Origin of the sequence: Spirillospora sp. CA-128828, assembly GCF_050945415.1 — a bacterium.
GTDB lineage: Bacteria > Actinomycetota > Actinomycetes > Streptosporangiales > Streptosporangiaceae > Spirillospora.
In genome coordinates, this window is record NZ_CP191986.1 from 3720269 (window position 1) to 3746491 (window position 26223).

Below are 26223 nucleotides of genomic sequence, written 5' to 3' on the forward strand. Positions count from 1 at the left end.
TGCGTGGCGGGTCGTCCTGTGCGGGGGAGACTTCACCGAGGCTGACATGGAGGTGCGCCTGCGGGACCTCAGCTGAGCGGCTGTCCGGCAAGGTCGGAACGCATCGCGGCGGGCACGGCCGGTGGGGGATTGGCGCTGGAGTGGCGTGGCAAGCGATGACGACGTCGCCGTTGGCCGCGCTATCGGCCGGCGAGCAGATCGATGAGGCCAGGGTCGATGCCGATTCCGGGGGTGCGGGTGCGGGCCGTCCGCAGCGAGGCGACCAGGGCGGAGGTGGAGAGTTCGACGAGGTCGTCCTGGTGGGTGTCGTGGTGCACGATGTGGTCGATGATCAGTTCGTCGAGGTAGCCGACCCAGCCGCGCATGGTGGCCCGCAGAGTGGGGTGGACGGGCTCGCGGACGCCAAAGAAGCCGAGGACGCGTATCGCGCCCCGCCAGCGCATGTCCTCGATGATCGCGCGGACCTCGGAGTCGGAGCCGTTGCCGCCGCGCATAAGCGCCAGGAAGCCTGTGGCGTGCCGATCCATGTAGGCGATGTGCCGCGCGATGCCGTTGCGGAGTTGCTCGGCGGGCGTGCTTCCTTCGGGCGGGGTGGCCAGCACCGCCTGAAGATCGTCGGCGGCGGCCTTGATGGTGGCGATGTAGAGGCCCCGCTTGTTGGTGAAGTGATGTGCGATCAGCCCGTACGCGACCCCCGCCCGTTTGGCGATCTGGGTGGTGGTGACCTCGTCGTAGGCGTGCTCGGCGAACAGTTCGCCGGCCGCTTGGACGAGCAGTGTCCGCCGGTCGGACGGGGCCTTGGTGTCGTCGGGATGCAGCCTGGCCATGGCGTCGACCCTAAGACGTGGACGCGGTGGAGGTGGCATGGGCCTCGGCGATCACCGTGAGGCGTTCAGGTGATTGGAAAGTGGCGAGTCGCATCCTGTGACGTTGGTTGACGGATGGTGCGGGCCACTCTTATCGTTCTAGTTGACTGATAATCAGTCAACTACCACCAAGGAACCTCGGGAGGACGGATGAGCCTGACCATCGCCCCCACTCCTTGCGACCGGCCAGGAACAGCAGGGTGAGCGGCGGGCGCGGGTCGCTGAACGGCGTGCCGGTCCTTGTGACCGGGGCGTCCAGCGGCATCGGCCGGGCCCTGGCGGTGGCGCTGGCCGAGCGCGGCGCGCGGCTGGCGATCGCCGCACGACGCCGGGCGAGGCTGGAGGAGCTCGCCGACGAGATCGCCGCGTCCGGGGGCACCCGGCCGCACGTCGTCGAGGCGGACCTCGCCCGTCCGGGAGCCGCCGCCGACGTTGCCCGCAGCGCGCTCGACACGCTCGGAACCCTCGGTGTCCTGGTCAACAACGCCGGCGCCGGGCTGGTGGGGCCGGTCGGTCGGCTCGGCGACCGGGACGAGGCGCGCACCCTGTTCGAGCTCAATCTGTGGACGCCGATCGCGCTGACGCAGCGGCTCCTGCCGGTGCTGCAAGCCGAGCGCGGCCTGGTCGTGAACGTCACCTCCAGCCTCCAGGCGGTCCCGGTCCCGATGCTCGGCTACTACGGCGCTTCAAAGCTCGCGCTCGCCCATCTCACCCGGACGCTCCGGTACGAACTGAGGGGCACCGGCGTGTCCGTCCTGGAGGTCGTCCCGGGTGCCACCGACACCGACACCCGCGACATCGACCGGTTGCCGTGGCGGAACGGCCCGATGCGCACCCCGCCGCCGGTCTCAGCCGAGTCCGCCGCCCGGGCGATCACCAAGGCGATCGAACGCCGCCGGCGACGCCGCGTCCATCCCCCGACATCGCTGCTGCCCCTCGAACTCCCGATCATCGGCCGTCTGCTCGCGGCGCTCGTGACCCGCCGCGTCGACACCGGCACGGCGATCGGCGCGCTCAATCCAGCCGCCGAGCCCTACCGACCTGAAGGGCACTCGTGAACCGACAGGCGAGGCACCCGGTAGCGGCCTACGACAGGCGGTCGGTGCCGTCGTCGGGGGCGGCGTGGGCCAGGCCCGTCCGGTAGGCGATGACGACGAGTTGCGCCCGGTCGCGGGCTTCCAGCTTCGTCATGGCGCGCTGCACGTGGGCGCGGACGGTGAAGGGGCTGAGGAACATCCGCTCGGCGATCTCCTGGTTGGACAGGCCGGTCGCGACCAGCGCCACCATCTCGCGTTCGCGCGGGGTGAGCACGGCGAGCCGCTCCGGGTCGTGCGGCGGGGCGCCGTCCGGTGTGGCCAGGAAACGGGCGACCAAGGAGCGGGTCGCCGCGGGGGACAGGAGAGTGTCGCCGCCCGCGATCGTACGCACGGCGTCCGCCAGGTCCTCGGCCCCGATGCCCTTGCCGATGAAGCCGCCGGCCCCGGCGCGCAGCGCCTGAGCGACGTACTCGTCGGTCTCGTACGTGGTGAGGATCAGGATGCGGCTGGTACGCAGCTCCGGGTCCGCGCAGATCTCCGACGTGGCGGTGAGACCGTCCACCTCGGGCATGCGGATGTCCATGATCACCACGTCCGGGCGCAGCTCCCGGGTGAGCCTCACCGCCTCCCTGCCGTCGGCGGCCTCGCCGACCACGGTGATGTCGTCAGCGGTGTCGAGAAGCATCCGGAAGGCACCGCGCAGCAGGGCCTGATCGTCGGCGAGCAGCACCCGGACCGTCACGGTGCATCCCCGGCCTCTCCGTCGCCCGTTCGCCCTTCGATCGTCGTTCCTCCGTCAGTCCTCCGTGTCGTGCCCCTGGCAGGCGGGAGGGGCAACTCGGTGGAGACGAGGAAGCCGCCCTCCGGGCGCCTGCCCGCGGAGAGATGTCCCCCGACCGCGGTGGCACGTTCACGCATCCCGATCAGACCGTAACCGGGTGGACGATCCGTCGCCGTGGACGCACTCGCTCCCGTGGACGCGGTCGGCGCCGTACGGGCGCCCCCTCCGTCGTCGGCGACGGTGATGGTCACGCGATCGCGGTTCCAGGCGAAGCGCACCCGGGCGCTACCGGTGCCGGCGTGCTTGGTCACGTTGGTCAGGGCCTCCTGGACGATGCGGTAGGCGGTGAGGTCCAGTCCCGGCGGCAGCGGCCTGGCCGTGCCCTCCTGGTGCACCGACACCTCCAGACCCGCGCGGCGGAAGGACTCGAGGAGCGTGGGAAGGCGGGACAGCCCGGGCGCCGGTTCGGCGGGCGCGGCCGCGTCCCCGGACTGACGCAGCAGACCGACCGTGGCCCGCAGTTCGTCGAGCGCGTCGCCGGTGGTCTCGACGAGTTCCTTCAGGCTCTTGCGGGTCTGCTCCGGGCGGACGTCGAACAGGTGGGCGGCGACCGTGGCCTGCGCGTTGGCCAGGGTGATCTGGTGGGCCACGAGGTCGTGCAGTTCCCGGGCGATGCGCACCCGTTCGTCGGCCACTCTCCGGCGTGCCTCGCTGTCCCTGCTCTGCTCGGCCCGGAAGGCCCGCTCCTCCACGGCCGCCAGGTAGGCCCGCCGGTTCTGCGTCGAGTGACCGAGTACCCCGGCGATCAGCGGGAACGCCGCCACCGCTCCCATCCTGCTCGCGTCCTTCCACGAGAAGTCCCCGAACAAGGGGGTGGCGGCGACCAGCAGCGCCGCGGAGATGAGCGTCACCGCACTCACGGTGCGCCGTTCGGTGCGGACGGCGAGCGAGTAGGCGGTGATCACGGCGGGGGCCACGATGAGCGGGGTCATCAGGAGGCCCAAGGGCGCCACCAGCACGCCGCCCGCGGTCGTGGCCGCCATGGCGGCCAGGGGCGCCCTGTGCCGCAGCGGCAGCACGGCACAGGACACCACGGCGATGAAGTAGGCGGCGGGCGGCGGCGGTGAGAGCGTGTCGTCGATCCGCATCACACCCCCGAGCAGGCAGAGCGCGAACGCCGTCGCCGTGATCGCTGCCTCGCGCCACCACGTGCCGCGTGGTCGCGGGCCACCGCCACCCGTGTCCGTCATGGCCGGCTCAGTGCCGCCGGACGGGAAGCCGCGGCACCGCTGCGTCCGGCCGGGCCGCCGAGGCCGGGACGCGTCTGCTCAGTGCCTCACCCTCGATATCCACATTCGGCAGCACACGGTTCAGGATACGGGGCAGCCACCAGGCCCTCCGGCCGAGCAGTGCCAGGACCGCGGGTGCGATCGCCATCCGGACCACGAAGGCGTCGAAGGCGACGGCGGAGGCCAGCCCGACGCCCATCGTCTGGATGGTCGGGTTGTTCATCCCGATGAATCCGGTGAACACGCTGATCATGATGATCGCCGCCGCGGCCACCACACGTCCGCTGTGCCGGAAACCGCTGACGATCGCCTCGCCGGGGGACGCGCCGTGGACGTACGCCTCCCGCATCCGGCTGATGAGGAAGACCTCGTAGTCCATGGCGAGGCCGAACACGATTCCGATGATGAGGATCGGCATCAGCGACATGACCGGTCCGGTCTGCTCGATGCCGATCAGGTCCGCCGCCCAGCCCCACTGGAAGACGGCGACGACGACGCCGAAGGCGGCACCCACCGACAGGAGGAAGCCGAGCGCGGCCTTGACCGGGACCAGGACCGAGCGGAAGACCACCATCAGCAGGAGCACCGCCAGGCCGATGACCACGGTCAGATAGGGGATGAGGGCGTCGGACATCGCTTCGGAGATGTCGATGTTCAGCGCGGTGGTGCCGGTCACCAGGATGACGGCGCCCGTGTCGGCCTCGACGCCGGAGACCGCGCCCCGGATCGCGTACACCAGGTCCTTGGTCTCGCCGCTGTTCGGTGCGGTCCGCGGGACGGCGGTGAGGACGGCAGTGTCCTCGGTCCGGTTGAGAACCGGATCACCGACCGACGCGACCCCGTCCACTCCCCGTAGGGTCCTGGCGACCAGGTCCGTGGTGGCTCGGGTGTCCGCGGAGTCCGACATGTCCACGACCACGGTCAACGGGCCGTTGAAGCCGGGACCGAAGCCTTCTGACAGCAGGTCGTAGGCACGGCGCTGGGTGGTCTCCACCGACTTGGACTCGTCACCGGGCAGCCCGAGTTCGAGGCTCAGCGCCGGTATGGCGACGGCGCCGAGACCGAGTCCGGCGACCAGCAGCACGGTCACCGGCCGGTGCAGCACGAACCGCGCCCAGCGGGTGCCGAGCCCGGGCCGGCCGGCCGCGGTGGGCACCGGGTGCGGGCGCTCGCCTCCCGGCCGGGCGGCCTTGCGGACGGCGCGGGAAAGTATCCGCCGGCCGAAGAAGCCGAACAGCGCGGGGACCAGGGTCAGCGCGACGAGCACGGCAAGGGCCACGGCGCCCGCGCCGGCCATGCCCATCTTGGTGAGTTCGGGGATTCCGACGACCCCCAGCCCGACCAGGGCGATGAACACCGTCGCGCCGGCGAAGACGACGGCGGATCCGGCCGTGCCCACCGCCCGGCCGGCGGCCTCCTCCGGCTCGCCGCCCTGAGCGCGCTCGTCGCGGAAGCGGGAGGTGATGAACAGTGCGTAGTCGATGCCGACCGCCAGCCCCAGCATCAGCGCCAGGATGGCGACGGTGGACGTCAGGCCCAGCGGAACGGCCAGCGCGGAGACCAGGCCGAAGCCGATGGCCACGCCCCAGAAGGCGGTCAGCAGCGACAATCCGGCCGCGACCAGCGACCCGAGGGCGAGGACCAGCACCACCGCCGCCACCCCCACGCCGATGATCTCCGTCGTACCGCCCGGCGCCTCTTCCGAATCCAGGGCCGAGCCGCCGATCTCCACGGTCAGCCCGGCGTCCCGGGCCCGGCTCGCGGCGTCCTCGAGGGCGCTCTTCGTCGACCCGGTCAGGTCGACGGCGTCCGCGGTGTAGGTGATCGTGGAGTAGGCGATGGCGCCGTCCTCGCTGACAGCGCCGGTCTCATAGGGGTCGGTGATCGACGCGACCTGGTCGCCCTCGTCAAGCGAGCCGAGCGTGTTCTCGACGGCCGCCTTGTTCTCCCTGGCCGTCACCCGCTGCCCGTCCGGGGCCTGGAACACCAAGCGGGCCTCGGCACCCTGGGAGTTGCTCTGGGGGAAGCGCTCGTCCAGCAGGTTGAACGCCTTCTGCGACTCGGTGCCGGGCATGGAGAGGTCCTCGTCCTGCCCGGCCGGCGCCATGGCGGCGGCGACCCCGGCCAGCACCAGGACACCCAGCCACAGACCGGTCACGAGCCGGCGGCGCCGGAAGGCCCACCGTCCGATCCGGTAAAGAAATGTCGCCACCTGTTGATCACTCCTGACACCGCTGGGGAAAGGGAATGCGCGAGATTCACGCGCCTCCAACACTTCCCTCCGGCGCCCGGCCGGGGCATCGTCTCCCGCCGCCGTCTTTCTCTGGTGCACCCGGACCAGCCACTCACGTCTCCTGGTGCCTACGCACCAGGCCGACTCGGCCAACGTGGTAGCCACCGGTCGAAACACCGGCGCACCCGCTCACGGCCGCTCCACCGCACGTAGACGTGGCGTCGCCGCCCTCGGGGTCTGCCTGTTAGCGCCGGGAACCGCCCATGCGACCTGGACCAAGCGGTACGGACCAGCCATCAACGGGATCTACCAACTGGTCGCCGTCCCCGGCACCGGCTCCGTATGGGACGCGGCTTCGGTGCCCCCGTTCGGCGACCCGCAAATCACCACCAACGCCTGACCGACGCGGGCACGAACCGGTGGCCGCCCGGCCCCGGCGGGCCGGGCGTGGCCGAATCGAGCCGTTCGCTGATGCGGGCGTCCCCTGCCATGTGCAGTGGACGATACTCACGACGTGGGGACGACCGGGGCGGGGGACGGCCAGCAGCACCTGATGCGCGAGGGGGTACGGGCGCGGGTCGTCCAGCTGGCGCGGACGACCGGCGCCACGGGACGCCGCTGGTCTTCTCCGGTGCTGCTGGCGGTGTTGTCGGCAGGAGCGTTCGGGCCACTGCTGACCTCGGGGCTGGGTGCGGCGGCGGTGACGGCCGCGGGGGTCGGCGCGGTCACGGCGGTCGGCGGGAACGTGCTGACCGATGTGGTGAAGGACGGGATCGCGCGGCTCGGGGAAGCCGGGGAGGAGCCGTCGCGCGAGGATCTGGAAACGGAACTGGAACGCCGGATCCAGCAGGTTCTGGAAGAGGGCGGGGAGAGGGCGGAGTCACTTCGGGGCGACCTCGCCCGAGTGCTGCGCGAGGTCGGCGTGGTCGGTGCCGCGATCGAGGCCGCGATCCACACCGGTGACCGCGATCTGCAGGCGGAGTTGGCAGCCGGGCTGGCCACGGTGGGACAGGAGTTCGCCGAGTTCGCCTTCATGCTGGGCGATCTGCGCGTCCAGCTGGGGATGATCCGCGAGGGCCTCGACCAGCAGAGCGTCGACTTGCAGGTCGCCGTGGACCTCGGATACCAGCAGGCGGTCGACACCCGCCGGCTGATGGGGCTGGTCGAGGTGATCGAGCGGCGCACCGGCACAGGAGACGAAACAGCTCCCGCACGGCCCAGATGGAGCGGCGATGCCCCGTACCGAGGTCTGCTGCCTTTTCACAAGAGCGACGCCCCGATCTTCTACGGGCGGGAGATGCTCACCACCCGGCTCGTCAGCGCTCTGGCGCGGCGACCGGTCACCGCCGGTCCGCTGGTGGTGACCGGCGCGTCCGGCGCGGGCAAGTCGTCCTTGCTGCGCGCGGGACTGCTCCCCGCGATCAGCGAAGGCGAGCTGTCGGATGCGGCCCGTGACTGGCCCCAGCGCGTCGTCGACGGACTCACCGGCTCCCCACTGGCCAGACTCGCCACGAGCCTGGCCGGACTGGTCGGTCTCAGCGCTCCCACGGTGCTGCAGAGCCTCACCGATCATCCCGACCAGGCCCACCTGCTGATCAGGCAGGCCGTCGAGGCCGACGCTGCTCGCCGCCACCTGCCGGACCCCTCGGCGGCCGATCACAAGCTCATTCTGATCATCGACCAGTTCGAAGAACTCTTCCGCATCGACTCCGGGGACGGCGGACGCGAGCAGACCGCGGCGGAACAAGCGGCATTCGTCACGGCCCTGCACACGGCCGCGACCGAACCGGCCGGCCCCCGCAACGTCCCCGCCGCACTCGTCGTGATCGCGGTACGGGGCGACTTCATCGACCGATGCTCCGAACACCCCCGGCTGGCGGCCGCGATCCAGGCCGGCCCTTTCGTCGTCGGCCCGATGTCGGCCACCGAACTGCGGCACGCGATCAACGGACCCGCCGACGCCGCCGGTCTGAGCATCGAGCCCGGACTGGCCGACACCATCCTCAGCGAACTGAGCACGCACACGGGGAGCCTTGGCCCGGGCGTCCTGCCGTTGCTTTCGCAGACCATGCTCACGATCTGGGAGAACCGCGACGGTGACCGGCTCACCAGCCGCGGCCATGCCCGCACGAGCGGTGTGACCCGGGCCGTGGCGACCAGCGCCGAAGCCGCCTTCGCCGAGCTCACCGGCGAACAGCGGACTCTCGCCCGGCAGGTGTTCCAGAACCTGACCGCCGTCTCCTCCGACGGCCTGCTGAGCCGCCGCACCATGGCGCATACCGCCCTCAGGACCGCACACGGCGCATCGGTGAGCGCCGACATCGACCGGATTCTGGAAGTCTTCGCCCGTCGGCGACTCATCGTCGTCGACACCGAGAACGTCCAGATCTCCCATGACGCTCTGCTCCGCGCATGGCCGCGGCTGCGCCATTGGCTGGACGCGGACATCGCCGATCACGCCCTGCGCAGCCAGCTTCTCGATGACGCCAGGATCTGGCGCGACCATGAGGACAACGGGTCGTACCTGTACCGGGGACTCCAGCTGGCCACGGCCCGGCAGGCGGCGTCCCGCTGGACCGAGGACCAGGATCGCCACCCGCCGCTCCCCGCCGTCGCCGCGGACTTCCTCGCGAGAAGCAGCCGGGCGGCTCGATCGGCCGCCTGGCTCCGCCGCGGCACGGCGGTCGGCCTCGTACTCCTCACCGTCGCGGCCATCACCGCGGCCGGCGCGGCCGGCCGCAACGCCCGCGACGCCGAACACCAGCACTCCATCGCCCTGTCCCGTCAGCTCGCGGCCCAGAGCCTTGCCGCCGAGCCCGTCGCGGCGAGGCAGCTGGCGGCCGCCGCCTGGCGCGTGGCCCCCACGCCCGAGGCCGGCAATGCCATCACGTCGCTCCTCGCCCAGCAGCGCACGACCCTGGTCGGCCACACCGGACCGGTACATTCGCTGGCGTTCAGCCCGGACGGCCGGCTGCTCGCCAGCGCCGGCATCGACACGACACTGAGGCTGTGGGATCCCGTAACAGGCGACCCCGTCGGCCCGCCGATGAGCGGTGGCGTCCAGATGTACGGGGTGGCGTTCAGCCCGGACGGCCGGGTCGTCGCCACAGGAGGCGCAGGAAACGAGGTTCGGTTCTGGGACCCGAAAACCGGCCGCTCGATCGGGCGGCCGGCGGCCAAGGCCGGCGCATGGGTCACCGGAGTGGCCTTCAGTCCCGACGGACGGCGCGTGGCCAGCGCAAGTCAAGACGGCATGGTCGAACTCTGGGATCCGAAGACCGGCCGCCAGATCGGCGCACCGTTGCGGGATCCCGCCAGCCGTCCCACGCCCTTCCTCTCCTACAGCTTCCCGGAGGGGTTGAGCTCGGTGGCGTTCAGCCCGGACGGCCGACTGGTCGCGGCCGGCGGGAACAGCGGCGCGACACGGCTGTGGGACCTCGGCACGGGTCGCGTCCTCCGAAGGCTCAAGCATGGTTCCGCCGTCCGCGCGGTCGTGTTCAGCCCGGACGGCCGCCGCCTCGCCACCGCCGGGCTTGACGGCGCGGTCCGGCTCTGGGACCCGGAAACCGGCCGCGTGACCGGAACCCCGCTGACAGGACATATCGACGAGGTCACGGGCGTCGCGTTCAGTCCGGACGGCCGCCGCCTCGCCACCGTGGACGGCAACGGCACGGTACGGCTCTGGGACCCGGATACCGGCCGCATGACCGGAATTTCGCAGTCGGGTCACACCGGTGACCGGTACACGGAGGCCTACTACCCGGGGCTCGTCCAGGCGGTGGCGTTCAGCCCGGACGGCCGGCGGCTGGCGACCGGCGGCGTCGACACGACGATCCGGTTCCTGGACGCCGTGCCCCGGCGCTCGTCCGACACGATGCTCACCAGCTATCGCACCGACGTCCGCAGCCTGGCCTTCGCCGCGGACGGCAAGACACTCGCCACTGGGGACGTCAACGGTTCCGTGAGCCTGTGGGACAGCCGAACCGGCTCCCTTTCCGGCAAACCCCTCACCGCCCACCGAGTCCAGGTCACCGCGCTGGCGATCAGCCCGGACGGCAGCAGGATCGCCAGCGGCGACTTCGACGGCAGGGTGGTCCTGTGGGACCGCAAGACCGGCCGCCAGATCCGTGCATGGGGTGGCTTGCAGGGCTGGGTCACCCAGTTGACCTTCAGCCCCGACAGCCAATTCCTGGGCATCAACATCAACAGTTGGGACACGCACGTGTGGAGCGTGAACCCGCCGAAGTACTTGTTCTCGGTGCCACCACGCGACCCCAAGCACATACCAACATGGGGCGGCCTCAGCCCGGACGGGCGTCTCCTCGTCACCACTGAGGGGACCGGCACCGTACGTCTCTGGGATCCGCGCACCGGCCGCCCCGTGGACACACTGACGGCTGGAAGGCGCAGCGGCGCGCTCACGGCCGTGTTCAGCCCGGACGGCCGGTTACTCGTCATCGGTGCGGTCGACGGCACCCTTCAGTTCTGGGACTTGCGGACCCGCCGCCCGGTCGCCGCCCCGGTCCACGCCTCCAGCGGGAGCGTGCGAGCGCTGGCCTTCAGTCCGAACGGCCGACTCCTGGCCAGCGCCGGGGCCGACCCCGACAACGCGATCCGGCTCTGGGATCCGCGGACCGTCCACCAGCTCGGTGCGCCGCTGACCGGCCACACCGGCCGGATCAATGCGCTGACGTTCAGCCCGGACGCAAGGACGCTCGCCAGTTCCAGCGACGACCACACGGTGCGTTTCTGGGACCCTGCTCTGCACGTCGACCCGGTAGGCAGCATCTGCTCGAGATTCGGCCCGCTTCCCGTCGCGCTGTGGAAGAGATTCGTGCCCGGCGAGCCAATGCCCGATGCCTGCCCGAAGGCTTCCGCCCCCTGAGGTTCGGAAAGTTCTCCTGAGAGACCGCAATAGTCGTTTGTTCTTCCTCTCAGCGGCTGCGTCTGAGAATTTTGAGCGAGCGGGCGGCTTCGCGGCGATGGACGCTTCATCCAATCTGGACATATAGTCCAGTCTGTGGAGACCGTCGATGAAAGCACAGATCATCGGGTCCGGATGTGGGCGCCCGTGGGGCAGGCCGTCGCGCTGCTGCTCGGCCCGTATGCCGAGGTGGTGCTGCATGACCCGGACACCGACCGAATCCTGGCGATCTGGAATCCGATGGGCTCCCGCGGTCCAGGGGATCCCTCGCTGCTGGGCGAGCTGGACGCGCTGGAGCCGTCGGCGCGAGACGTGTTCGGACCGTACGAGAAGCTGCTCGCCGACGGCCGGCGACTGTCCTCGGTCAGTGCCGTCCTGCGTGAGCCGGACGGGAAGGCTGCCGCGGTGCTGTGCGTCAACCTCGACCGCACGCCGCTTGAACAGGCCGCAGCCGTGCTGTCCGCGTTCGGTGCCCCGACGACGCCACGGCCGGAGCCACTGTTCGAGCAGGACTGGAACGAGCGCGTCCAGCACATCGTCGGCGCGTACGTGCGCGAGTGCGGGCGCCCCATCGAGCGGCTGACCCGCGCCGACCGTCTAGCCGTCCTTGCCCGGCTGGACGAGGCCAAGGTCTTCGCCGTGCGCCGCGCCACCCCCGTCATCGCCGCCGCCCTGCGGGTCTCCCGATCCACCCTCTACGGCCTGCTGGCCGAACTCCGAGCACCCGGCACAAAGGACAACACGCCATGACCCGGCTACCCGACTTCCGCCTGGAGACCTACTTCTCCCGGTGGGAGTTCACCGCGCGCCACCACCTGACCGCCTCCGACGCGCAGACCATGACGCTCGGCGATCTGCTCGCCCTGGCCGATGACCAGGACCGCGCCGCGTTCGAGAACCTGTCCCTGGGTTACACCGAGACCTACGGCGACCCGGCCCTCCGCGAGGCGATCTCCGGAATGTACGAGCAGGCGGACGCGGCCGACGTGATCTGCTTCACCGGCGCCGAGGAGGCCCTCTACCTGGCGATGAACGTGCTGCTGGACACGGGCGACCACGCGGTCGTGGTGACCCCCAACTACCAGGCGGCCGAGACCGTGCCGCTGGCCCTGTGCGAGGTCACCGGCGTCCCCCTCGACCCCGACCGCGACTGGGCCCTGGACCTCGACCAGGTGATGATGGCGATCCGCCCGAACACCCGGGTCGTCTCGGTGAACTTCCCGAACAACCCCACCGGCAAGGTCATCAGCGCCGCCGACTTCACCAAGCTGGTGCGGCTGTGCGACGAGCGCGGCATCCACCTGTTCAGCGACGAGGTCTACCGCGGCCTGGAGCGCGACCCGGCCCGCACCCTGCCGCAGGCCGCCGACCTGTCCGAGCTCGCCCTGTCGCTGAACGTCACCTCCAAGTCGCTCGGCCTGCCGGGCCTGCGGATCGGCTGGATCACCTGCCGCGACCGCAAGCTGCTGTCCCGCCTGGAGCGGGCCAAGCACTACACCACCATCTGCAACTCCGCCCCCAGCGAGGTCCTGGCCCGCATCGCGCTCAAGGCCCGCACAACGATCCTGGACCGCAACCGGGCACTCATCGCCCGCAACCTGCCCCTCTTCGACGCGTTCTTCGCCGAGTTCGCCGACCTCTTCGAGTGGCAGGCCCCGGACGGCGGCTGCGTCGCCTACCCCCGCTACCTCGGCCCGGACGGAGTGGAGGAGGCCTGCACCCGGCTGGTCGAGGAGGCCGGCGTCCTGCTGCTGCCCGCCGGCATCTACCGCTCCGAGCTCACCCCCACCCCCACCGACCGCTTCCGCATCGGCGTCGGCCGCGCCAACCCAGAAGAGGGCCTGGCCGCCTTCGCCCAGTGGCTGCGAGCAGGCCGATGACCCCACTCGTCCTCGACGCCGCCGCGATCGAGCGCGTCACCACTCCGGAGCTGGTCCTCACCGCGGTCCGCGACGCGCTGATCGCCCACGCCCGCGGCCGCACCACCGTGCCGCCACCGCTGCACCTGCAGTTCCCCGACGCCGACGGCGACTGCCACGTCAAGGCCGGCTGGGTCACCGACACGCCCGACTTCACCGTCAAGATCGCCACCGGCTTCTATCGCAACCCCACCGCCGGCCTGCCCACCAGCCACGGCCTGGTCTGCGTCGTCAGCGCCCGCACCGGCCAGATCCGCGCGATCCTCGACGACCGGGGCCTGCTCACCGCCTGGCGCACCGCCGCCGCGGGTGCGCTGGTGACCCACGCCATGGCCCGGTCCGACGCCGCCGCCCTGGCCGTGGTCGGCACCGGAGAACAGGCCCGCCTTCAGGTCGAATGGCTGGCCAGGCTCCGCCCGATGGACACGGTGCTCGTCCATGGCCGCAGCCAGGACAAGACCAGGTCGCTGTGCGAGCAGTTCAACGCTCTCGGGTATCCGGCCCGGCCCGCTTCCGCCGACGAGGCGGCCGCGGCCGACATGGTCATCACCACCACACCGGCCACGACCCCGGTCCTGCAGGCCGGTCACGTCCGCGCGGGTGCGCACGTCACCGGCATCGGCACCGACATGCCACACAAGAACGAACTGCCGGCGGCACTCTTCGCCCGCGCGGCACTGATCGCAACCGACGACCACCAGCAGTGCCTGGACCACGGCGACTTCGGCCATGCCGTGCGCGCCGGGTCCACGACCGACACCAGCGACACGCCGGTCGGCCTCCTGCTCGAAAGGCCCGTCGAGCGGCCGGATGGTGCGATCACGGTCGCCGACCTGACCGGCGTCGGCGCACTCGACGCGGCACTCGCCTCGGCCGTCCTGCGCGAACTGGCCCCGTAACCCCCTGAGCCCGCCCGAACGGAAGGCCAGGCCGCCGCCTCACTCAGTTGATCGCCGACCGGCGATCAAGCAGTTGGGAACGGGCCTCAGCAACAGGGTCGCGACAGCCGAGCAAACATCGAGCAACACGCCAACCGGCCCGGCGAGCACCTCACCGGACCCCAGCGCGAGCTGACCTAAGACGGACTGCGGGCCGAGGTCAAAGGCAACAAGGCGGGCGCCATCCCGCGCCGTGATCGACCCACCCGTACCCTCGCTCGTGGACCAGCTTCGCTGGTCAGCGAGTTTCGCCAGTACCCCACAACGCGGGAAGGAACTCGATCAAGACGATCCTTGTCCTGGGTGGTGCGGCCAAGTGGTTCAGATGGTGGGGTCGTTGAACTGATCGAGGAGGTCGTCGACCAGTGTGTCGTCCGTGGTGGCTGCTGCGCCGTCGTCGTGGAGGGGCTGTTCGGTCCAGATGACTTTGCCGCTCGGGGTGTACCGGGTACCCCACCGCTGGGCGAACTGTGCGACCAGGAACAGACCGCGTCCGCCTTCGTCGGTGGTCTTGGCCCGTCGCAGGTGCGGGGAGGTGCTGCTCCCGTCGGAGACCTCGCAGATGAGGCTGTGGTCGTGCAGCAGCCGAACCTTGATCGGCGGCACTCCGTACCGGATTGCGTTCGTGATCAGCTCGCTGAGAATCAGCTCGGTGGCGAAGCCGATGTCCTCCAACCCCCAGGTTCGCAGCTGCGCGCTGCACTCCGCGCGCACTGGCGCCACGGCCGCGGGGTCCGGTGGCACGTTCCAGTGCGCTACCTTCGACGGTGGGAGCACCAGGGTGCGCGCCACCAACAGGGCGATGTCGTCGGCTGGGTGCTCCGGCAGCATCGCGTCGATCACCGCTCGACATGTCTCCTCTGGAGTGCGTCCCGCCTGGCCCTCCAGCGCCTCGTGCAGCAACTCCAGCCCGGTGTCGAGGTCCCGGTCGCGGCGCTCTACCAACCCGTCGGTGTACAGCACCAGTTGTGAGCCTTCGGGCAAACGCACTTCGGTGGTTTCGAAGGGGTGTCCGCCCAGGCCGAGCGGCGGAGAGGCTGGGACATGTGGGTACGTGACAGTTCCGTCGGGAAGTACGACCGCAGGGTTCGGGTGTCCGGCGCGGGCGACCGTGCACAGTCCCGTCACCGGGTCGTAGATCGCGTACAGACATGTCGCACCCGTCACACTTTCGCTTTCCCGGTGCTCAGGAGCTGCCCCGTCGGCGCTTTCCTCATTGTCGATCCGGGCGACCAGGTCATCCAGGTGGGTCAGCACCTCATCCGGCGCCATGTCCAGGGCCGAAAAGTTGTGCACCGCGGTGCGTAGCCGCCCCATCGTCGCGGCTGCGTGCAGACCGTGACCCACCACGTCACCGACCACAAGAGCCACCCGGGCCCCGGGCAGCTGGATGACGTCGAACCAGTCCCCGCCCACTCCGGCCTCCGCCGGGAGGTAGCGGTGGGCCACCTCCAGAGCGCCCTGCTCCGGCACCCCCCGGGGCAGCAGACTGCGCTGCAGGGTCACCGCCATCGAGCGCTCCCGCGTGAACCGCCGCGCGTTGTCGAGGGCCACCGCTGCACGCGCCGCGATCTCCTCCGCGAACGAGAGGTCCTCTTCCTCGAATGCCGGTGAATCCCGGAACCGCCAGAAGTTCGCCATGCCGAGCACCACACCGCGTGCCTGCAACGGCACCGTGACCAGCGAATGCAACCCGTACTCCAGCACCCGCCGCGCCCGATCGGGATCCTGTTCCCGCCACCCTGTCGACTGGCGCAGATCCCGCTCCAGCACGGCCCGTCCCTGCTCCAGGGCACGCATGGGCGTCGATGCCGGCAGGAATCTGATCACCTCGCCCAGGCGGTACAACGGCGACGTCTCCTGCATGCCACTGATCGCCGTGCGCCGCATCTGCCGCCACGTCTCCCGTCTCGGCTCCTGACCCCGCACCACCGAGTCCAGCAGATCCACGACCGCGACGTCGGCGAACCGCGGTACCGCCACCTCTGCCAGCTCCTCCGCCGTACGCACCACATCCAGCGTCGTCCCGACCTTCACCCCTGCGTCGTACAACAGTTTCAGCCGCTCCCGTGCCACGTCCGCCCGCCCAGTCACCGCCGCCAACTCCGTGGTGTCTCTCAGCGTCACCACGCTGCCCGCCTGCCCGCCGCTGTACGGGGCCGTGGACCTGACGTTCACCGCGAGCAACCGGTCTCCGGCGAGGTGCACCTCATCCGTGATCGCTTCGCCCGACGCCAGCAGCCTCGCCATCTCGTCGGCCAGACCCAGGTCCTCCAGATGACGCTTCTCGGCATCCGCCGGAAGGGCCAGAAGCCGCCGTGCCTCGTCGTTGGCCAGCAGAAGCCGTCCGTCGGTGTCGATGATCAGCACGCCTTCCCGTACGGAGTGCAACACCGCATCGTGGTGCTCGTACATACGCGTCATCTCCAACGGGCCCAGACCATGGGTCTGCCGCTGCAGTCGCCGTGTCACCAGCCCCGTTCCGGCGGTGGCTACGACGAGCGCGGCGGCGCCGGCACCGAAGATGATCGGCAGCTGTTGTTCGACCAGGTCGGACGCGTTCCGGGCGGTGAGCCCGGCTACCACGAGGCCGACGACAGCGCCGTCGGCACCGAACACCGGCACCACTGCCTGGACGACCACTTGCCGCACCCCGGGGCGGACGGGCCCCTCGGACCTCTCGATGACAGTGTGGCCTTTCAGCGCCGGCCCGATGGTGGCGATGACCTCCTTCCCGATGTAGTTCGGATCGGGTTGGGTGTAGCGGATCCCCTTCGTGTCCGTGACGACGATGAAGTCGACATCCGCCCGCCTCCGGCTTGCTTCGGCACGAGGCTGCAGCACAGCCGTCGGGTCCCGGCTCTTCAGTGCCTGGACCGTGCCCGGGGCGTTCGCAAACGTCTCGGCAGCAGTCACCGACCGCTGCTCGGCCTCCCGCGTACTGTCACGCTCCGCTTGGAGCACCAGGGCCGTCACCGCGGCCGCGACCAACACCAGAACGATCACGACCTGCAGAACGAACACCTGCCAGGCGGCGCTGCGCACGTTCAGCAGGGAGCGCAGCACCGAACCCGAACCGGCGCTTGGGCCCGTCCCCGGCGAGGGTCTGAATCCACCCGATCCGGGGCCTGAGTCCGCGAAGCCGTGCCGGTCGTGCAGCGGGCCGACGAGCGGCCGGTGCGGCAGGAATCGGCCCAAAACCCTCTTTATGGCCAATTTTTTGACACCGCCTTCAGCCCCGGGGCGGCGCGCACAGCCCAGCGATCCGGTCCGCCCCGGAGCCGGGACCGCGCGCGCTCGGACTCTCACCCGGGTCACCGGTCAGATCAGACCAGTGCTCATCGCCGTGGCAGCTGCCGTACCCGAAGCACTGCGCTCACTGACCACCACCGAGCGATACGGCGCCTGGCCTCCAAACCACGGGCAGTAATCATGCTAGCAACCGGTGGCACCCCCAACGGTCGAGGGCGACGGGCTCCATCATGTTCAGCTCCAGCTCGCCGTCGGCCACGGCGCAGTCGACCGTCAGGGCTGACCGCGGACTCGGTAGCTCTCGCTCGGCCTCCGCCGCCCTGCCCACGCTCACCACACAGGGTCGGGCATGGCCCGCCGGCTACTCCTGGCGCCAAGGGCTTCGCAGCTAGCTCGACCGGCTCTCGGACCGCTACGGCACCTCCGCCAAGAAGAGGCCCCGGGGGACCCTCACTGCACGAGCAGTCCGTCCATCGTCGTGTGCAGGTGCGCGCGGAAGCTCTCAACAGCCTTCGGGTCTTCGAGCCTGTCCGTCGCATCGGGGCGGCACTTGGCCGTTCCCGAGCCCAGGTAGCCAAGAATGCTCCAGATCAGGCTCCCGATGACGTAGTAGGGGTCGACCCCCGGTCGGACCGAGTCGGTGATCATGTCGACGGCGACACGCAACATGGGACACAGGTAGAGGTCTTCCAACTCGGTGATGTCCGCGGCGTCCGACAGCCAGCGCTGCAGCCACAACGTGCGGTTCTCCCGATGCGCCAGATAGAAGTCGAGGTAGCCGTCGACCATCTGGTGGACTGCCGTCCGCCCCCGAAACCCGCGTTCGGCCAACGATTCCAGCATGGCCTGCTCCACCGCGTACGCCTGGCGCATGACATCCAGGTACAGCCTGCGCTTGTCGCCCGCGACCTCACTGAGGGTCGACGCATCGGTCCCGGCCGCCTCAGCGATCATGTGCAGCGATGTGCCGTCATAGCCGAGTTCGCCGAATAGTCTGGCCGCGACGTCCGTGATCTGCCGGTGAGTGATGACATCTCCCATAATGTCACGATACGTAGCCTGCGTTCACGCGAAACGCCTGCCGGGTAAGGAACGAGCCAAGGTTGGCCAGGTGGTCCCTGCTTTCGCCCAACTGAGCTGCCACGCTCCCGTTGGGTCATTGCCCACGCCGATCGTGCTGCCGGTCTGCCCGTAGGTGTCGCGCAGAGCCATCCGCAAGCTATCTCGGGCCGCCGCCGGTCAGCCTCGATCAGGACTGAGGTACCGCTCGCGCAGAGCGTTCCCTGCCCTGCTCGACGGCGGTGGGCTTGCGGTGCCCGGTGATCGCGGTGTGGTCGCCGGGGCGACGCCGCCGGGGTGAACACCTTCGCGGCGTCCTTGCGGGCCTGCTCGGCTGCCGCGATGTCGTCGGCGGCCTTGTGGGCGGGCGGCGTGCTCGCGCGCGCCACTCGGCCCGCTCCACCTTGCGGACGCTGTCGTTAATCGCGATCGGCGACGGCGCCTGCGGCTGGTCCTGGCGGCTCGAGCCGGGGTCCCTGCGGGCTTCCGCTCTGGCCGTTGTCGTTGGGGACGCCGGGGTTTGTCGGGCTGACCCCGACAACGTCGCAACAGCGGCGGCCATTCTGCCCAGAGTGCGGGTGAGGAGGGTCCGGGCGTTGGAGGCATCGCGGCTGGTGAACGCGCCTGCACCGGCGCGGGCCAGCAAAGGCCCGGCATCGCGACGACCACCTGCTCGACGGCCCGCCCCCGTTTCCCGATTTGGGGTTTCCACTGACGAACCGGCCTGAATATCTTCCGAGAACGGCCGGACCTTGCCTTGACGCTGTGAATCTTGCCTGGTCACGGTGAAGAAGAGCGTGTGAAAGGGGGATCACATGGCAGAGACAGTCGTCGCGCGGAAACCGGCCGAGGGGGATGCGTTCTGGGTGCTGGGCGGCCTCTACGAGGTCAAGGTGTCGAGCGAGGAGTCGGGCGGTGCGATGGTCGTCGTGCAGATGACCGTCCCGGAGGGCATGGGCCCTCCGCTCCACACCCACCGGGGAGCCGAGACCATCTACGTCCTGGACGGTACGTGCCGGTGTCGCATCGGAGACGAGACGGTGGAGGGCGAGCCGGGCTCGGTGTTCCGAATTCCCGCCGGTGTCTGGGAGACGTTCGAGCCCTCCGGCACTGTGCAGATGCTGTTCACGTACACGCCGGGCGGCGAGATCGACAAGTTCTTCGCGGAGATCGGTGAGCCCGCGCCGGCACGCGAGATCCCGCCGCCCTCCGACGAACCGCCGGACCTGGAGAGGGTCATCACGACAGGGGCGCGCTACGGCCTGGAGATGAGGCCACCGGCCTGACGGACATCCCACGTGGTGCGGACGCGGCCCCGGGCCCTCCGCGCCACGACCGTCTGATCGGGCTGCGCTGGGATTTCAGACAGCATCGTCGTCGGGACCGTCGCCGGCCACGTCGTAGCCGATGACCTGCCCGTCGCTCTCCGGCGTGCTCGGAGACGATCAGCATCGGAACTGTGATCGTTGAGCTGCGGCTCATTGCGTCGAGTGGAGAGGGTGGGCCCGGGCGGGGGAGGTTTGCGGCCCGGAACCACCGCCTCCGCGGTCGGCGGTCGGGGAGCGGCTGCTCCGGATCGAACGGGTACGCCGCAGCGGGCGATGCGCGGCGTGAGGCCACGTTCGCGCAGCCATTGCCGCAGGTCGGCGAAGTCGTAACCCTTGGCGCCGTGCAGTTGGCCGGACGACGCCGGCGCGGGCCACGCCGAGCGGCGATGCCAACGAAGGCCAGGAAGTGCTCGGCCTTGCGTTCGTACTGGCGATGCAGACGTCGGCAGCCGCTCAGCCCCGGACCGGAGAACGCAACGAACATCCGTTGCTTATATGGCGACCGAGCGGTTAGCCGTTTACGATGCCGGGTGCAGCGGATCTTCCAGAACTCAACAGCGGCGCTAGGCGGGCACGGCATGGCCGAAGATCAGTACGATTGGGCGTCCCTCGGTATCGACGTCACCAAGCCGAGCATCGCTCGGACCTACGACGTGGTGTTGAGGGGCAAGGACAACTTCGAGGTCGACCGGGCTTTTGTGGCCGAGATCGTCAGGATCATCCCCGAGATCTACGACGTCGCGACCTACAACCGGGAAATCCTCGGCCGCGGCGTGCGGTACCTGGCGGGCGAGGCCGGGCTGCGCCAGTTCCTCGACCTCGGCTCCGGGTTGCCGACCGTGCAGAACACCCATCAGGTCGCTCAGGCCACCGCACCGGGCACGCGGGTGGTGTACGTCGACAACGACCCGATCGTCCTCGCACACGGGCGGGCGCTGCTCGCCGAGAACGCGACCACCACGGTCGTCACCGCCGACATCCGTGAGCCGGAGAAGATCCTTGCGCACGAGGACGTGCGCCACCTGATCGACTTGACCGAGCCCGTTGGTGTGATGCTCGTCGGCATCTTGCACCATCTGCACGACGACGAGGGGCCGCAACGGATCGTCGAGACGCTCATGGATGCGGTCCCGGCCGGCAGCCACCTGTTCGTCACGGCGTTCTGCGCGTCCAGCCAGGAGGCGATCGATGCCGAAGTGCAGTACCAGGGCCTGCTCGGCACCGGGCGCTTCCGCACGCCCGAGGAGATCACGCGCTACTTCGACGGCTTGGAGCTCCTCGACCCGGGCGTCGTGCCGCTGCCGCTGTGGCGGCCGGACGGGGACGTCCCGGACGAGCTGACCGTCGGCCAGCGCCTGATGTACGGGGGCATCGCCCGCAAGACGTGAGCAGCGCCGGGCCCGCCACTGGGCGGCCCTCCTTACATGGCGTCACCGAAGACATCTCGGGATGAGGCCTTGTCAGGTAGCAGCTCTTGATGATGCGACCGGGCGGTCGCTTAGCCGTTCGGCGTGCCGGTTTGAAGCAGCCAGGCAGAATGCCGACGAGTTGGGCAGGGCGGCGTCGTCGCCGGATGATCCTTCGGTCAGGGCTGCCCGGCCGCCCACTTGGCCGGGAGGGCAATGTGATGAGCATGGCCTGGCAGCGACAGGGCCGGTGTAGCCGCCGGCGGTGGCCAGTGTCTCGCAGCGGTGCTACTCGTAGAGCGTCGATATCCAACGGGTGCGCTGTTCGGCTACGACCATGCCCGTTGACGCGGGGTGTTCCTAAGCTTGTTGTCAACCTATGCCTCCTGTCTCAAAGCGGCCCTCACCTGGGCCAGGTGATCGCGTATTCCGGCGGCGGTCATGACGTGCTGGGACGCGAGGTTTTCGCGGTCGGTGTCGCCTTTCACGGAGGCGATGCCGCGTTCACGGGCGAAGTGGCGGAGACCGCGAAGGGCCTCGGTGGCGTAGCCGTTGCCCCGTGTCGACGGGATCAGGCCGTAGCCGATCGTGACGGTGTCGTGTTCGTCGGGAGCCATGTGGAAGCCCAGGCCGCCGAATGCGCGGCCGTCCACGCGGAGGCGGATCCCATAGGCGCCGAATGGTTGCGGGTCGCCGGTGGTGGCGCAGACTTCCAGATAGCGCTGGGCCCCGGTCACGTCCATTGCGGTGGGGTATTCGGCCGCCAACCAGGACCGTGCTCCACCAGTCGCACGGCCTCGGCGGCGGTGAGGGGGGAGCACGAGTCGGTCGGTCACAAGGTCGTTCATGACTCGAAGGAATACCAGGTGGGACTGGTGTGAAGCACACCGTTTCAGCTTGTCGGCCAAGGTGGTTTGATCTTCACGTTTGCTGTTGTTTCGGTAGTGACGGCGCCCTTCACCGCATAGCGGGTTCGGGCTTTCGGTGGGGCTTGGTTCCCTTCTTGTGGCGAGTTGGGGGTTTGTGGACCACGCCGTCCGCGCGTCCACGCTGTCTGGCCAGGCGTTCCAGCTCTCGAATCACGTCGCCAACCCACCGCAGACGTCCAACTCGCGACCGGTGGAGCAAACGCGCCATCACTCCTTGGCGGTGCCGGAGGGCTCACGGTCGCTGACCTGGTCTCCTTCTCTATGGCTGGCGCGGGCCGACTCGATTCGGTATCCACAGACGGTTACCCAGTAGTCGCAGTGTGGCGAGGTATTCTTCGCACGCCTCTTTGTTGAAGCGATAAACGTCAAACAGGGCATTTGTATCGACAGCGATTAAGCTCGAGGTTGTAAATTCAAATGTTTCGCTGTCTCATCGTCCACGCTGGCCAGACTAACGAACCTGTTCTCTCCTATCAGCTGATTTTAGCGTTGACAGGCGCCATAGCTGCAGGCCAGCGCTGCCGCTCCTGTGCCAGCGTGGTCTCTCTGCAAAGCCGTTGCCTCTCGGCTGTAGGGACTTGAGGCGCTGGGAGTCCGGGATGGGGCATCGTGCGCCCGGCATGCCGGGCGACACGGAACGGCTCCGGTGTCACCCGGAGCCGCTCACTTGTTCGTGCCATCAGCCGAAATGGCCGATGGCAAAGGCCACGGCGAAGCAGATGACAAGCAGAACACCTGTCCAGACCACGAGCTTCGTCTTGGCCCACCACCCCGACAGGATCTCGGGGTTACGGCGGTTGGCGCGCGCCCAGGCGGCCACCCACGCGACCATCCCGCCCATCGAGAGCAGGCCCCACACGGCCAGCAGGATGAACTGCCCGATGTGGTCGGAAACGTAGGGCTGGGCCAGCATGGCCGCGATCAGGACGGCGCAAGCCGCCACGAGAAACCTTGAACGCCTTTCGTTCATGGTCGGTCTCCGTTCTCTTTTCTTTGTAACGGCGCCTGTTGGCAGTGTTCACCGTGGACAGTTCCGTGATGCGGCGTCCAGGCAACACGGATCGCGGCGCCCACCCGTTCCGGCCGCCCTGCCCTGGTGCCCGCGGCGCCACGATCGACGGAGTCCGGGAGTCCTCAGGCGAGGACTCCCGGGCTTACTCTTCGTTCCCCTGGCGCTGACGCGGTCCGGTGTGGCGTATCGCGTTGATCCGTTGCCATCGATCGTCTGACCACCTCGGGGCGCGTGCGAATTGCTCACGAACCCATCGTTCGTCTTTGGCTTCGAGATCGGGCGTTCAGACATCACCTCCTCTTATGGCTACGCTGCGTGTTTGGACGTCGTGCATCTGTTGTGCACGTTCAACGCACAACGTTCTCCTTACGTGCAGACGCGCGTGAGGGTTGTGCATTGCACGAATCCGTGTGCGCTCACGAAGCGTCGTCGGCATGGGAGGTGGCGCGCCACCGTCCTCGGCTGACCTGTACGGCACGTCCGGTGCTCGAAAGGCTGTCGAGCTGGTGGCAGACCCATCGGCGGCTCTTGTCACTGGCCTGGAGAGGAGAGGTACAGGACACCCTCGTCTGGGGCGGCGACCAGCATGGCCCAGAGCGCCGCTTCTGGGCTCTCTCGGATCTCGAGGGCGGGGTCGTGCGGCCTCGTCGAGCGAGGCGTCTGGGAGTTCCTCAGAGCCGCCCAAGCGGCTGACGGTTCTGGCCTTCTCCAGTCGGCGCTCTGGGTCTCGACCATGGCGGCGGTCGGTTCTGGCTTGCGGCCTTCTTTGGCGCGGGCCACGCCGGTCAGCTCATATCCGGGTTGGGCGACGATTCCCTCGTCCCGCCAGGCCGCATAGTAGGCGTAGACGGTCGACCCTAGCGCGCCGATGTGGTGACAACTGTCGTGACCGGCGGAGACGAGGCCGCAGGTCGGATCGTGGCGTTGGTGACGCCTATCGCGCATCGGCTCACTGGCAGCATGGTGGGCATGGACACAAATACCGTCGAAAGGTGGGTCGCGGGGTACGAGCGGGCGTGGCGCACGCCCGGCACCGAGCCGCTAGCCGAGCTGTTCTCGCAGGACGTGTCGTACCTGCCGTCGCCGTGGGCACACCCGATCGTGGGCCTGTCCCGGCTCGGCCCGTGGTGGGACGCTGAGCGCGACGGCCCCGACGAGCCGTTCACGATCATGAGCGAGGTCGTGGCCGTCGACGGCGACACGGCGGTGGTGCGGATCGAGGTCGACTACCTGGGCGACGACCCTGCGCGCTGGCGCGACCTATGGATCCTGCGTTTCGACACCGACGGCCGCTGCGTCGGGTTCGAGGAGTGGCCATTCACCCCAGACCAGCCCGACGGGCACTAGCCGCAACCGACCCGCACCAAGACAAACCGCACCACCAGCCCCAAGCGCTCAGTCACATCGGCCTGGGTCGGAGCATTCCGGCCCAGTGACAAGCACGGTGGGAACGCCGCCGAGTGACAACTCCCGCTACGCGATCAGTTCGCCACCCGGCTCGATGGCTGCTGTCCGACACCGCGATGCTTCTGCAACTGTGCCCGGCTCGATGTTGCCCGGCTGCGCTGGGCGTTGGCGGCGTCGCCGCTGCCGAGGGCGGCCGACGGGGGGATCGTGCTGGCGGTCGACGTCTCGCCGTGGTTGCGCCGGACACCCCTTCAAGAGTGCCCGATGATCCGGTGTGGCTGGTAGGGGGCCTCCAGCCGGGCCGTCTCCTCTTCGCTCAGGGACACATCCACCGCCGCGATCGCGTCGTTCACATGACCCACCTTGCTCGCTCCGACGATCGGTGCGTTCACCCCAGACCTTCCGAGTAGCCACGCGAGCGAGAGCTGCGCTGGTGGCAGGCCTCGTTCGCCGGCGACCGCACGTACCGCGTCAACGACGTCGAAGTCTGCGTCCTCGTACATGCGGTCGGCCAGTTCGTCGCTGCCGGCTCGGACCGTGCGCGGCTGGTTGTCGCGGTGGCGGCTCCCCGTGAGCAGTCCGCGTGCCAGTGGGCTCCACGGGATGAGGCCCACCCCCTGATCGGCGCACAGCGGGATCATCTCCCGCTCCTCTTCTCTATAGATGAGGTTGTAGTGGCTCTGCATCGACACGAATCTGGTCCAGCCGGCAATCTGAGCAGTGTGCTGCGCTTTGGCGAACTGCCAAGCGAACATGCTGGAGGCTCCGATGTAGCGTGCCTTGCCGGCCCGCACTACGTCGTGCAGGGCTTCCATGGTCTCCTCGATCGGCGTCTCGTAGTCCCAGCGGTGAATCTGGTACAGATCGACATAGTCGGTTCCGAGCCTCGTCAGCGAGGCATCGATGGCGGCCAGCACATGTTTGCGGGACAGCCCTCGGTCGTTCGGGCCCGGCCCCGTCGGAAAGTAGACCTTCGTGGCGAGAACGTAGTCGTCGCGGCGCGCGAAGAGCTTGCCGAGCAGCCGACCGGTGATCTCCTCGCTCGCGCCGTCGGAGTACATGTCGGCGGTGTCGAAGAACGTCACACCGGCCTCGACCGCGCGCCTTACGATCGGCTCGGCCGCGTCCTCGCGCAGCAGCCACTCCCAGGAACCTGGATCGCCGTACGTCATCATGCCCAGGCAGATCCGGGAGACCTGCAGTCCCGACGAGCCCAGCTTCATGTATCGCATTTCGTCTTACCTCCCTGTGAGGGCGTGGTCTTCGCCGCGGCTATAGGAGGCCGGAGTTCCCGATGGAGCGCGACTGAGAGCACCACGAGCGCGAGTTCGGCGAGTAACGGGAGTGAGGGGAGTCGCCGACACACCACGATGCCGATCACCGTTGCCGCGACCGGAAGCAGCGCCAGCAACGCGTAGGTAGACCGAGCCATGCGTGCGGCTGCCACGAGTGCCATGAGGTTACGTGCCGTACGGGCACCGAGCGCGGCCAGCACGATGACCGACAGAAACTCGATCGCGGCCACGGTCCCCGGGGGCACGCGGGTGATCGCCAGGTACAAACAGACGTTCATGGCCGCGAGCATCGCGCCCCAGGCGGTGATCGTACGATGCCCCTCGGCGTCGAGTCGGGTGAGGGTCCGCCAGAGGCGACGCCAGAGCGCGAAAACAAGTGCGGTGCTCCAGCTCCTCGGTGCCGTGACCCCGAGCGGAGCGAGCCCGTTGAACAAGAGCACGGCAAAGGCCGAGCCGAGGTAGTGGAAGACGGCGCTCCGGCGAAGTAGGTCCATGGAGGCGCTGCGGACAAGACGATGCGAGGGCCCGTGAGCGGCATGACGCCATCG

The 26223-nt window shown here is 69.3% G+C and carries 19 protein-coding genes and 2 pseudogenes; 8 read left to right on the forward strand and 13 right to left on the reverse strand.

Going from position 1 to position 26223, the window contains the following annotated elements:
• Positions 1 to 179: 179 nt before the first annotated feature.
• Positions 180 to 827 carry a TetR/AcrR family transcriptional regulator gene (locus tag ACQPXG_RS18360; protein ID WP_433468915.1) on the reverse strand — a complete coding sequence of 216 codons (648 nt, stop codon included), beginning with the start codon at positions 825 to 827 and terminating at the stop codon, positions 180 to 182.
• Positions 828 to 1066: 239 nt separating this feature from the next.
• Between ACQPXG_RS18360 and ACQPXG_RS18365 the strand changes: the two genes are divergently transcribed.
• Complete coding sequence (locus tag ACQPXG_RS18365) at positions 1067 to 1924, forward strand: SDR family NAD(P)-dependent oxidoreductase (RefSeq protein ID WP_433468916.1); 858 nt, start codon at positions 1067 to 1069, stop codon at positions 1922 to 1924.
• Positions 1925 to 1952: 28 nt separating this feature from the next.
• On the opposite strand, the gene ACQPXG_RS18370 is transcribed toward ACQPXG_RS18365, so the two are convergent.
• From ACQPXG_RS18370 to ACQPXG_RS18380, 3 genes are read right to left on the reverse strand one after another with little or no spacing between them, the layout of a single operon-like run.
• Complete coding sequence (locus ACQPXG_RS18370; RefSeq protein ID WP_433468917.1) at positions 1953 to 2645, reverse strand: response regulator; 693 nt, start codon at positions 2643 to 2645, stop codon at positions 1953 to 1955.
• The gene (locus ACQPXG_RS18375) at positions 2642 to 3934 is read right to left on the reverse strand and encodes a sensor histidine kinase (RefSeq protein WP_433468918.1); all 1293 of its coding nucleotides are present in this window, start codon (positions 3932 to 3934) and stop codon (positions 2642 to 2644) included. The genes ACQPXG_RS18370 and ACQPXG_RS18375 overlap by 4 nt, the downstream gene beginning before the upstream one ends.
• Before the next feature lie 7 nt (positions 3935 to 3941).
• Positions 3942 to 6185: an MMPL family transporter gene (locus tag ACQPXG_RS18380; protein ID WP_433468919.1), complete on the reverse strand. Its 2244-nt coding sequence runs from the start codon at positions 6183 to 6185 to the stop codon at positions 3942 to 3944.
• A gap of 535 nt (positions 6186 to 6720) precedes the next feature.
• Between ACQPXG_RS18380 and ACQPXG_RS18385 the strand changes: the two genes are divergently transcribed.
• The 4 genes from ACQPXG_RS18385 (at position 6721) to ACQPXG_RS18400 (ending at position 13948) form a co-directional block, all read left to right on the forward strand.
• On the forward strand, positions 6721 to 11091 hold the full coding sequence (locus ACQPXG_RS18385; RefSeq protein ID WP_433468920.1) for an NACHT and WD repeat domain-containing protein: 4371 nt from the start codon (positions 6721 to 6723) through the stop codon (positions 11089 to 11091).
• A 135-nt stretch (positions 11092 to 11226) separates the two neighbouring features.
• Positions 11227 to 11880 carry a helix-turn-helix transcriptional regulator gene (locus ACQPXG_RS18390; RefSeq protein WP_433468921.1) on the forward strand — a complete coding sequence of 218 codons (654 nt, stop codon included), beginning with the start codon at positions 11227 to 11229 and terminating at the stop codon, positions 11878 to 11880.
• A complete protein-coding gene (locus tag ACQPXG_RS18395; protein ID WP_433468922.1) occupies positions 11877 to 13010 on the forward strand; it encodes an aminotransferase class I/II-fold pyridoxal phosphate-dependent enzyme in 1134 nt (377 codons plus the stop codon). Before ACQPXG_RS18390 ends, ACQPXG_RS18395 begins: the two co-directional genes overlap by 4 nt.
• On the forward strand, positions 13007 to 13948 hold the full coding sequence (locus tag ACQPXG_RS18400) for an ornithine cyclodeaminase family protein (protein ID WP_433468923.1): 942 nt from the start codon (positions 13007 to 13009) through the stop codon (positions 13946 to 13948). The genes ACQPXG_RS18395 and ACQPXG_RS18400 overlap by 4 nt, the downstream gene beginning before the upstream one ends.
• A gap of 360 nt (positions 13949 to 14308) precedes the next feature.
• Here the strand turns inward: ACQPXG_RS18400 and ACQPXG_RS18405 are convergent, their stop codons facing one another.
• Positions 14309 to 17053, reverse strand: coding sequence for a SpoIIE family protein phosphatase (locus ACQPXG_RS18405; protein WP_433468924.1), 2745 nt, complete (start codon positions 17051 to 17053; stop codon positions 14309 to 14311).
• 636 nt (positions 17054 to 17689) lie between these two features.
• Positions 17690 to 18280 (reverse strand): TetR/AcrR family transcriptional regulator, encoded by a 591-nt coding sequence (locus ACQPXG_RS18410; RefSeq protein ID WP_433468925.1) that lies wholly within the window; start codon positions 18278 to 18280, stop codon positions 17690 to 17692.
• A gap of 833 nt (positions 18281 to 19113) precedes the next feature.
• Here ACQPXG_RS18410 and ACQPXG_RS18415 point away from each other — a divergent pair.
• On the forward strand, positions 19114 to 19584 hold the full coding sequence (locus ACQPXG_RS18415) for a cupin domain-containing protein (RefSeq protein ID WP_433468926.1): 471 nt from the start codon (positions 19114 to 19116) through the stop codon (positions 19582 to 19584).
• A gap of 299 nt (positions 19585 to 19883) precedes the next feature.
• Here ACQPXG_RS18415 and ACQPXG_RS18420 read toward each other — a convergent pair.
• Positions 19884 to 19976: pseudogene (locus tag ACQPXG_RS18420) on the reverse strand (IS5/IS1182 family transposase); the annotation flags it as partial.
• 228 nt (positions 19977 to 20204) lie between these two features.
• Between ACQPXG_RS18420 and ACQPXG_RS18425 the strand changes: the two are divergent.
• The gene (locus ACQPXG_RS18425) at positions 20205 to 21014 is read left to right on the forward strand and encodes an SAM-dependent methyltransferase (RefSeq protein ID WP_433468927.1); all 810 of its coding nucleotides are present in this window, start codon (positions 20205 to 20207) and stop codon (positions 21012 to 21014) included.
• Between the two features lie 395 nt (positions 21015 to 21409).
• Here the strand turns inward: ACQPXG_RS18425 and ACQPXG_RS18430 are convergent, their stop codons facing one another.
• The 4 genes and pseudogenes from ACQPXG_RS18430 to ACQPXG_RS18445 form a co-directional block, all read right to left on the reverse strand.
• The gene (locus tag ACQPXG_RS18430; RefSeq protein ID WP_433468928.1) at positions 21410 to 21775 is read right to left on the reverse strand and encodes a GNAT family N-acetyltransferase; all 366 of its coding nucleotides are present in this window, start codon (positions 21773 to 21775) and stop codon (positions 21410 to 21412) included.
• Between the two features lie 445 nt (positions 21776 to 22220).
• Positions 22221 to 22355, reverse strand: coding sequence for a PIN-like domain-containing protein (locus tag ACQPXG_RS18435; RefSeq protein ID WP_433469991.1), 135 nt, complete (start codon positions 22353 to 22355; stop codon positions 22221 to 22223).
• Positions 22356 to 22640: 285 nt separating this feature from the next.
• Positions 22641 to 22931: a hypothetical protein gene (locus ACQPXG_RS18440; RefSeq protein WP_433468929.1), complete on the reverse strand. Its 291-nt coding sequence runs from the start codon at positions 22929 to 22931 to the stop codon at positions 22641 to 22643.
• A gap of 759 nt (positions 22932 to 23690) precedes the next feature.
• A pseudogene (locus ACQPXG_RS18445) lies at positions 23691 to 23825 on the reverse strand (IS5/IS1182 family transposase); the annotation flags it as partial.
• 117 nt (positions 23826 to 23942) lie between these two features.
• Between ACQPXG_RS18445 and ACQPXG_RS18450 the strand changes: the two are divergent.
• Positions 23943 to 24320 (forward strand): nuclear transport factor 2 family protein, encoded by a 378-nt coding sequence (locus ACQPXG_RS18450; protein ID WP_433468930.1) that lies wholly within the window; start codon positions 23943 to 23945, stop codon positions 24318 to 24320.
• 311 nt (positions 24321 to 24631) lie between these two features.
• On the opposite strand, the gene ACQPXG_RS18455 is transcribed toward ACQPXG_RS18450, so the two are convergent.
• Positions 24632 to 25612, reverse strand: coding sequence for an aldo/keto reductase (locus tag ACQPXG_RS18455; protein WP_433468931.1), 981 nt, complete (start codon positions 25610 to 25612; stop codon positions 24632 to 24634).
• A complete protein-coding gene (locus ACQPXG_RS18460; RefSeq protein WP_433468932.1) occupies positions 25600 to 26169 on the reverse strand; it encodes a hypothetical protein in 570 nt (189 codons plus the stop codon). Before ACQPXG_RS18460 ends, ACQPXG_RS18455 begins: the two co-directional genes overlap by 13 nt.
• Between the last annotated feature and the right edge of the window lie 54 nt (positions 26170 to 26223).

What these genes read in the sequence shown, in the direction of transcription:
- ACQPXG_RS18360 (WP_433468915.1), bottom strand. Translation starts at nt 827, where the DNA reads ATGGCCAGGCTGCATCCCGACGACACCAAGGCCCCGTCCGACCGGCGG.
- ACQPXG_RS18375 (WP_433468918.1), bottom strand. Translation starts at nt 3,934, where the DNA reads ATGACGGACACGGGTGGCGGTGGCCCGCGACCACGCGGCACGTGGTGG.
- ACQPXG_RS18395 (WP_433468922.1), top strand. Translation starts at nt 11,877, where the DNA reads ATGACCCGGCTACCCGACTTCCGCCTGGAGACCTACTTCTCCCGGTGG.
- ACQPXG_RS18400 (WP_433468923.1), top strand. Translation starts at nt 13,007, where the DNA reads ATGACCCCACTCGTCCTCGACGCCGCCGCGATCGAGCGCGTCACCACT.
- ACQPXG_RS18410 (WP_433468925.1), bottom strand. Translation starts at nt 18,280, where the DNA reads ATGGGAGATGTCATCACTCACCGGCAGATCACGGACGTCGCGGCCAGA.
- ACQPXG_RS18415 (WP_433468926.1), top strand. Translation starts at nt 19,114, where the DNA reads ATGGCAGAGACAGTCGTCGCGCGGAAACCGGCCGAGGGGGATGCGTTC.
- ACQPXG_RS18425 (WP_433468927.1), top strand. Translation starts at nt 20,205, where the DNA reads ATGGCCGAAGATCAGTACGATTGGGCGTCCCTCGGTATCGACGTCACC.
- ACQPXG_RS18430 (WP_433468928.1), bottom strand. Translation starts at nt 21,775, where the DNA reads ATGGACGTGACCGGGGCCCAGCGCTATCTGGAAGTCTGCGCCACCACC.
- ACQPXG_RS18440 (WP_433468929.1), bottom strand. Translation starts at nt 22,931, where the DNA reads ATGAACGAAAGGCGTTCAAGGTTTCTCGTGGCGGCTTGCGCCGTCCTG.
- ACQPXG_RS18450 (WP_433468930.1), top strand. Translation starts at nt 23,943, where the DNA reads ATGGACACAAATACCGTCGAAAGGTGGGTCGCGGGGTACGAGCGGGCG.
- ACQPXG_RS18455 (WP_433468931.1), bottom strand. Translation starts at nt 25,612, where the DNA reads ATGCGATACATGAAGCTGGGCTCGTCGGGACTGCAGGTCTCCCGGATC.
- ACQPXG_RS18460 (WP_433468932.1), bottom strand. Translation starts at nt 26,169, where the DNA reads ATGGACCTACTTCGCCGGAGCGCCGTCTTCCACTACCTCGGCTCGGCC.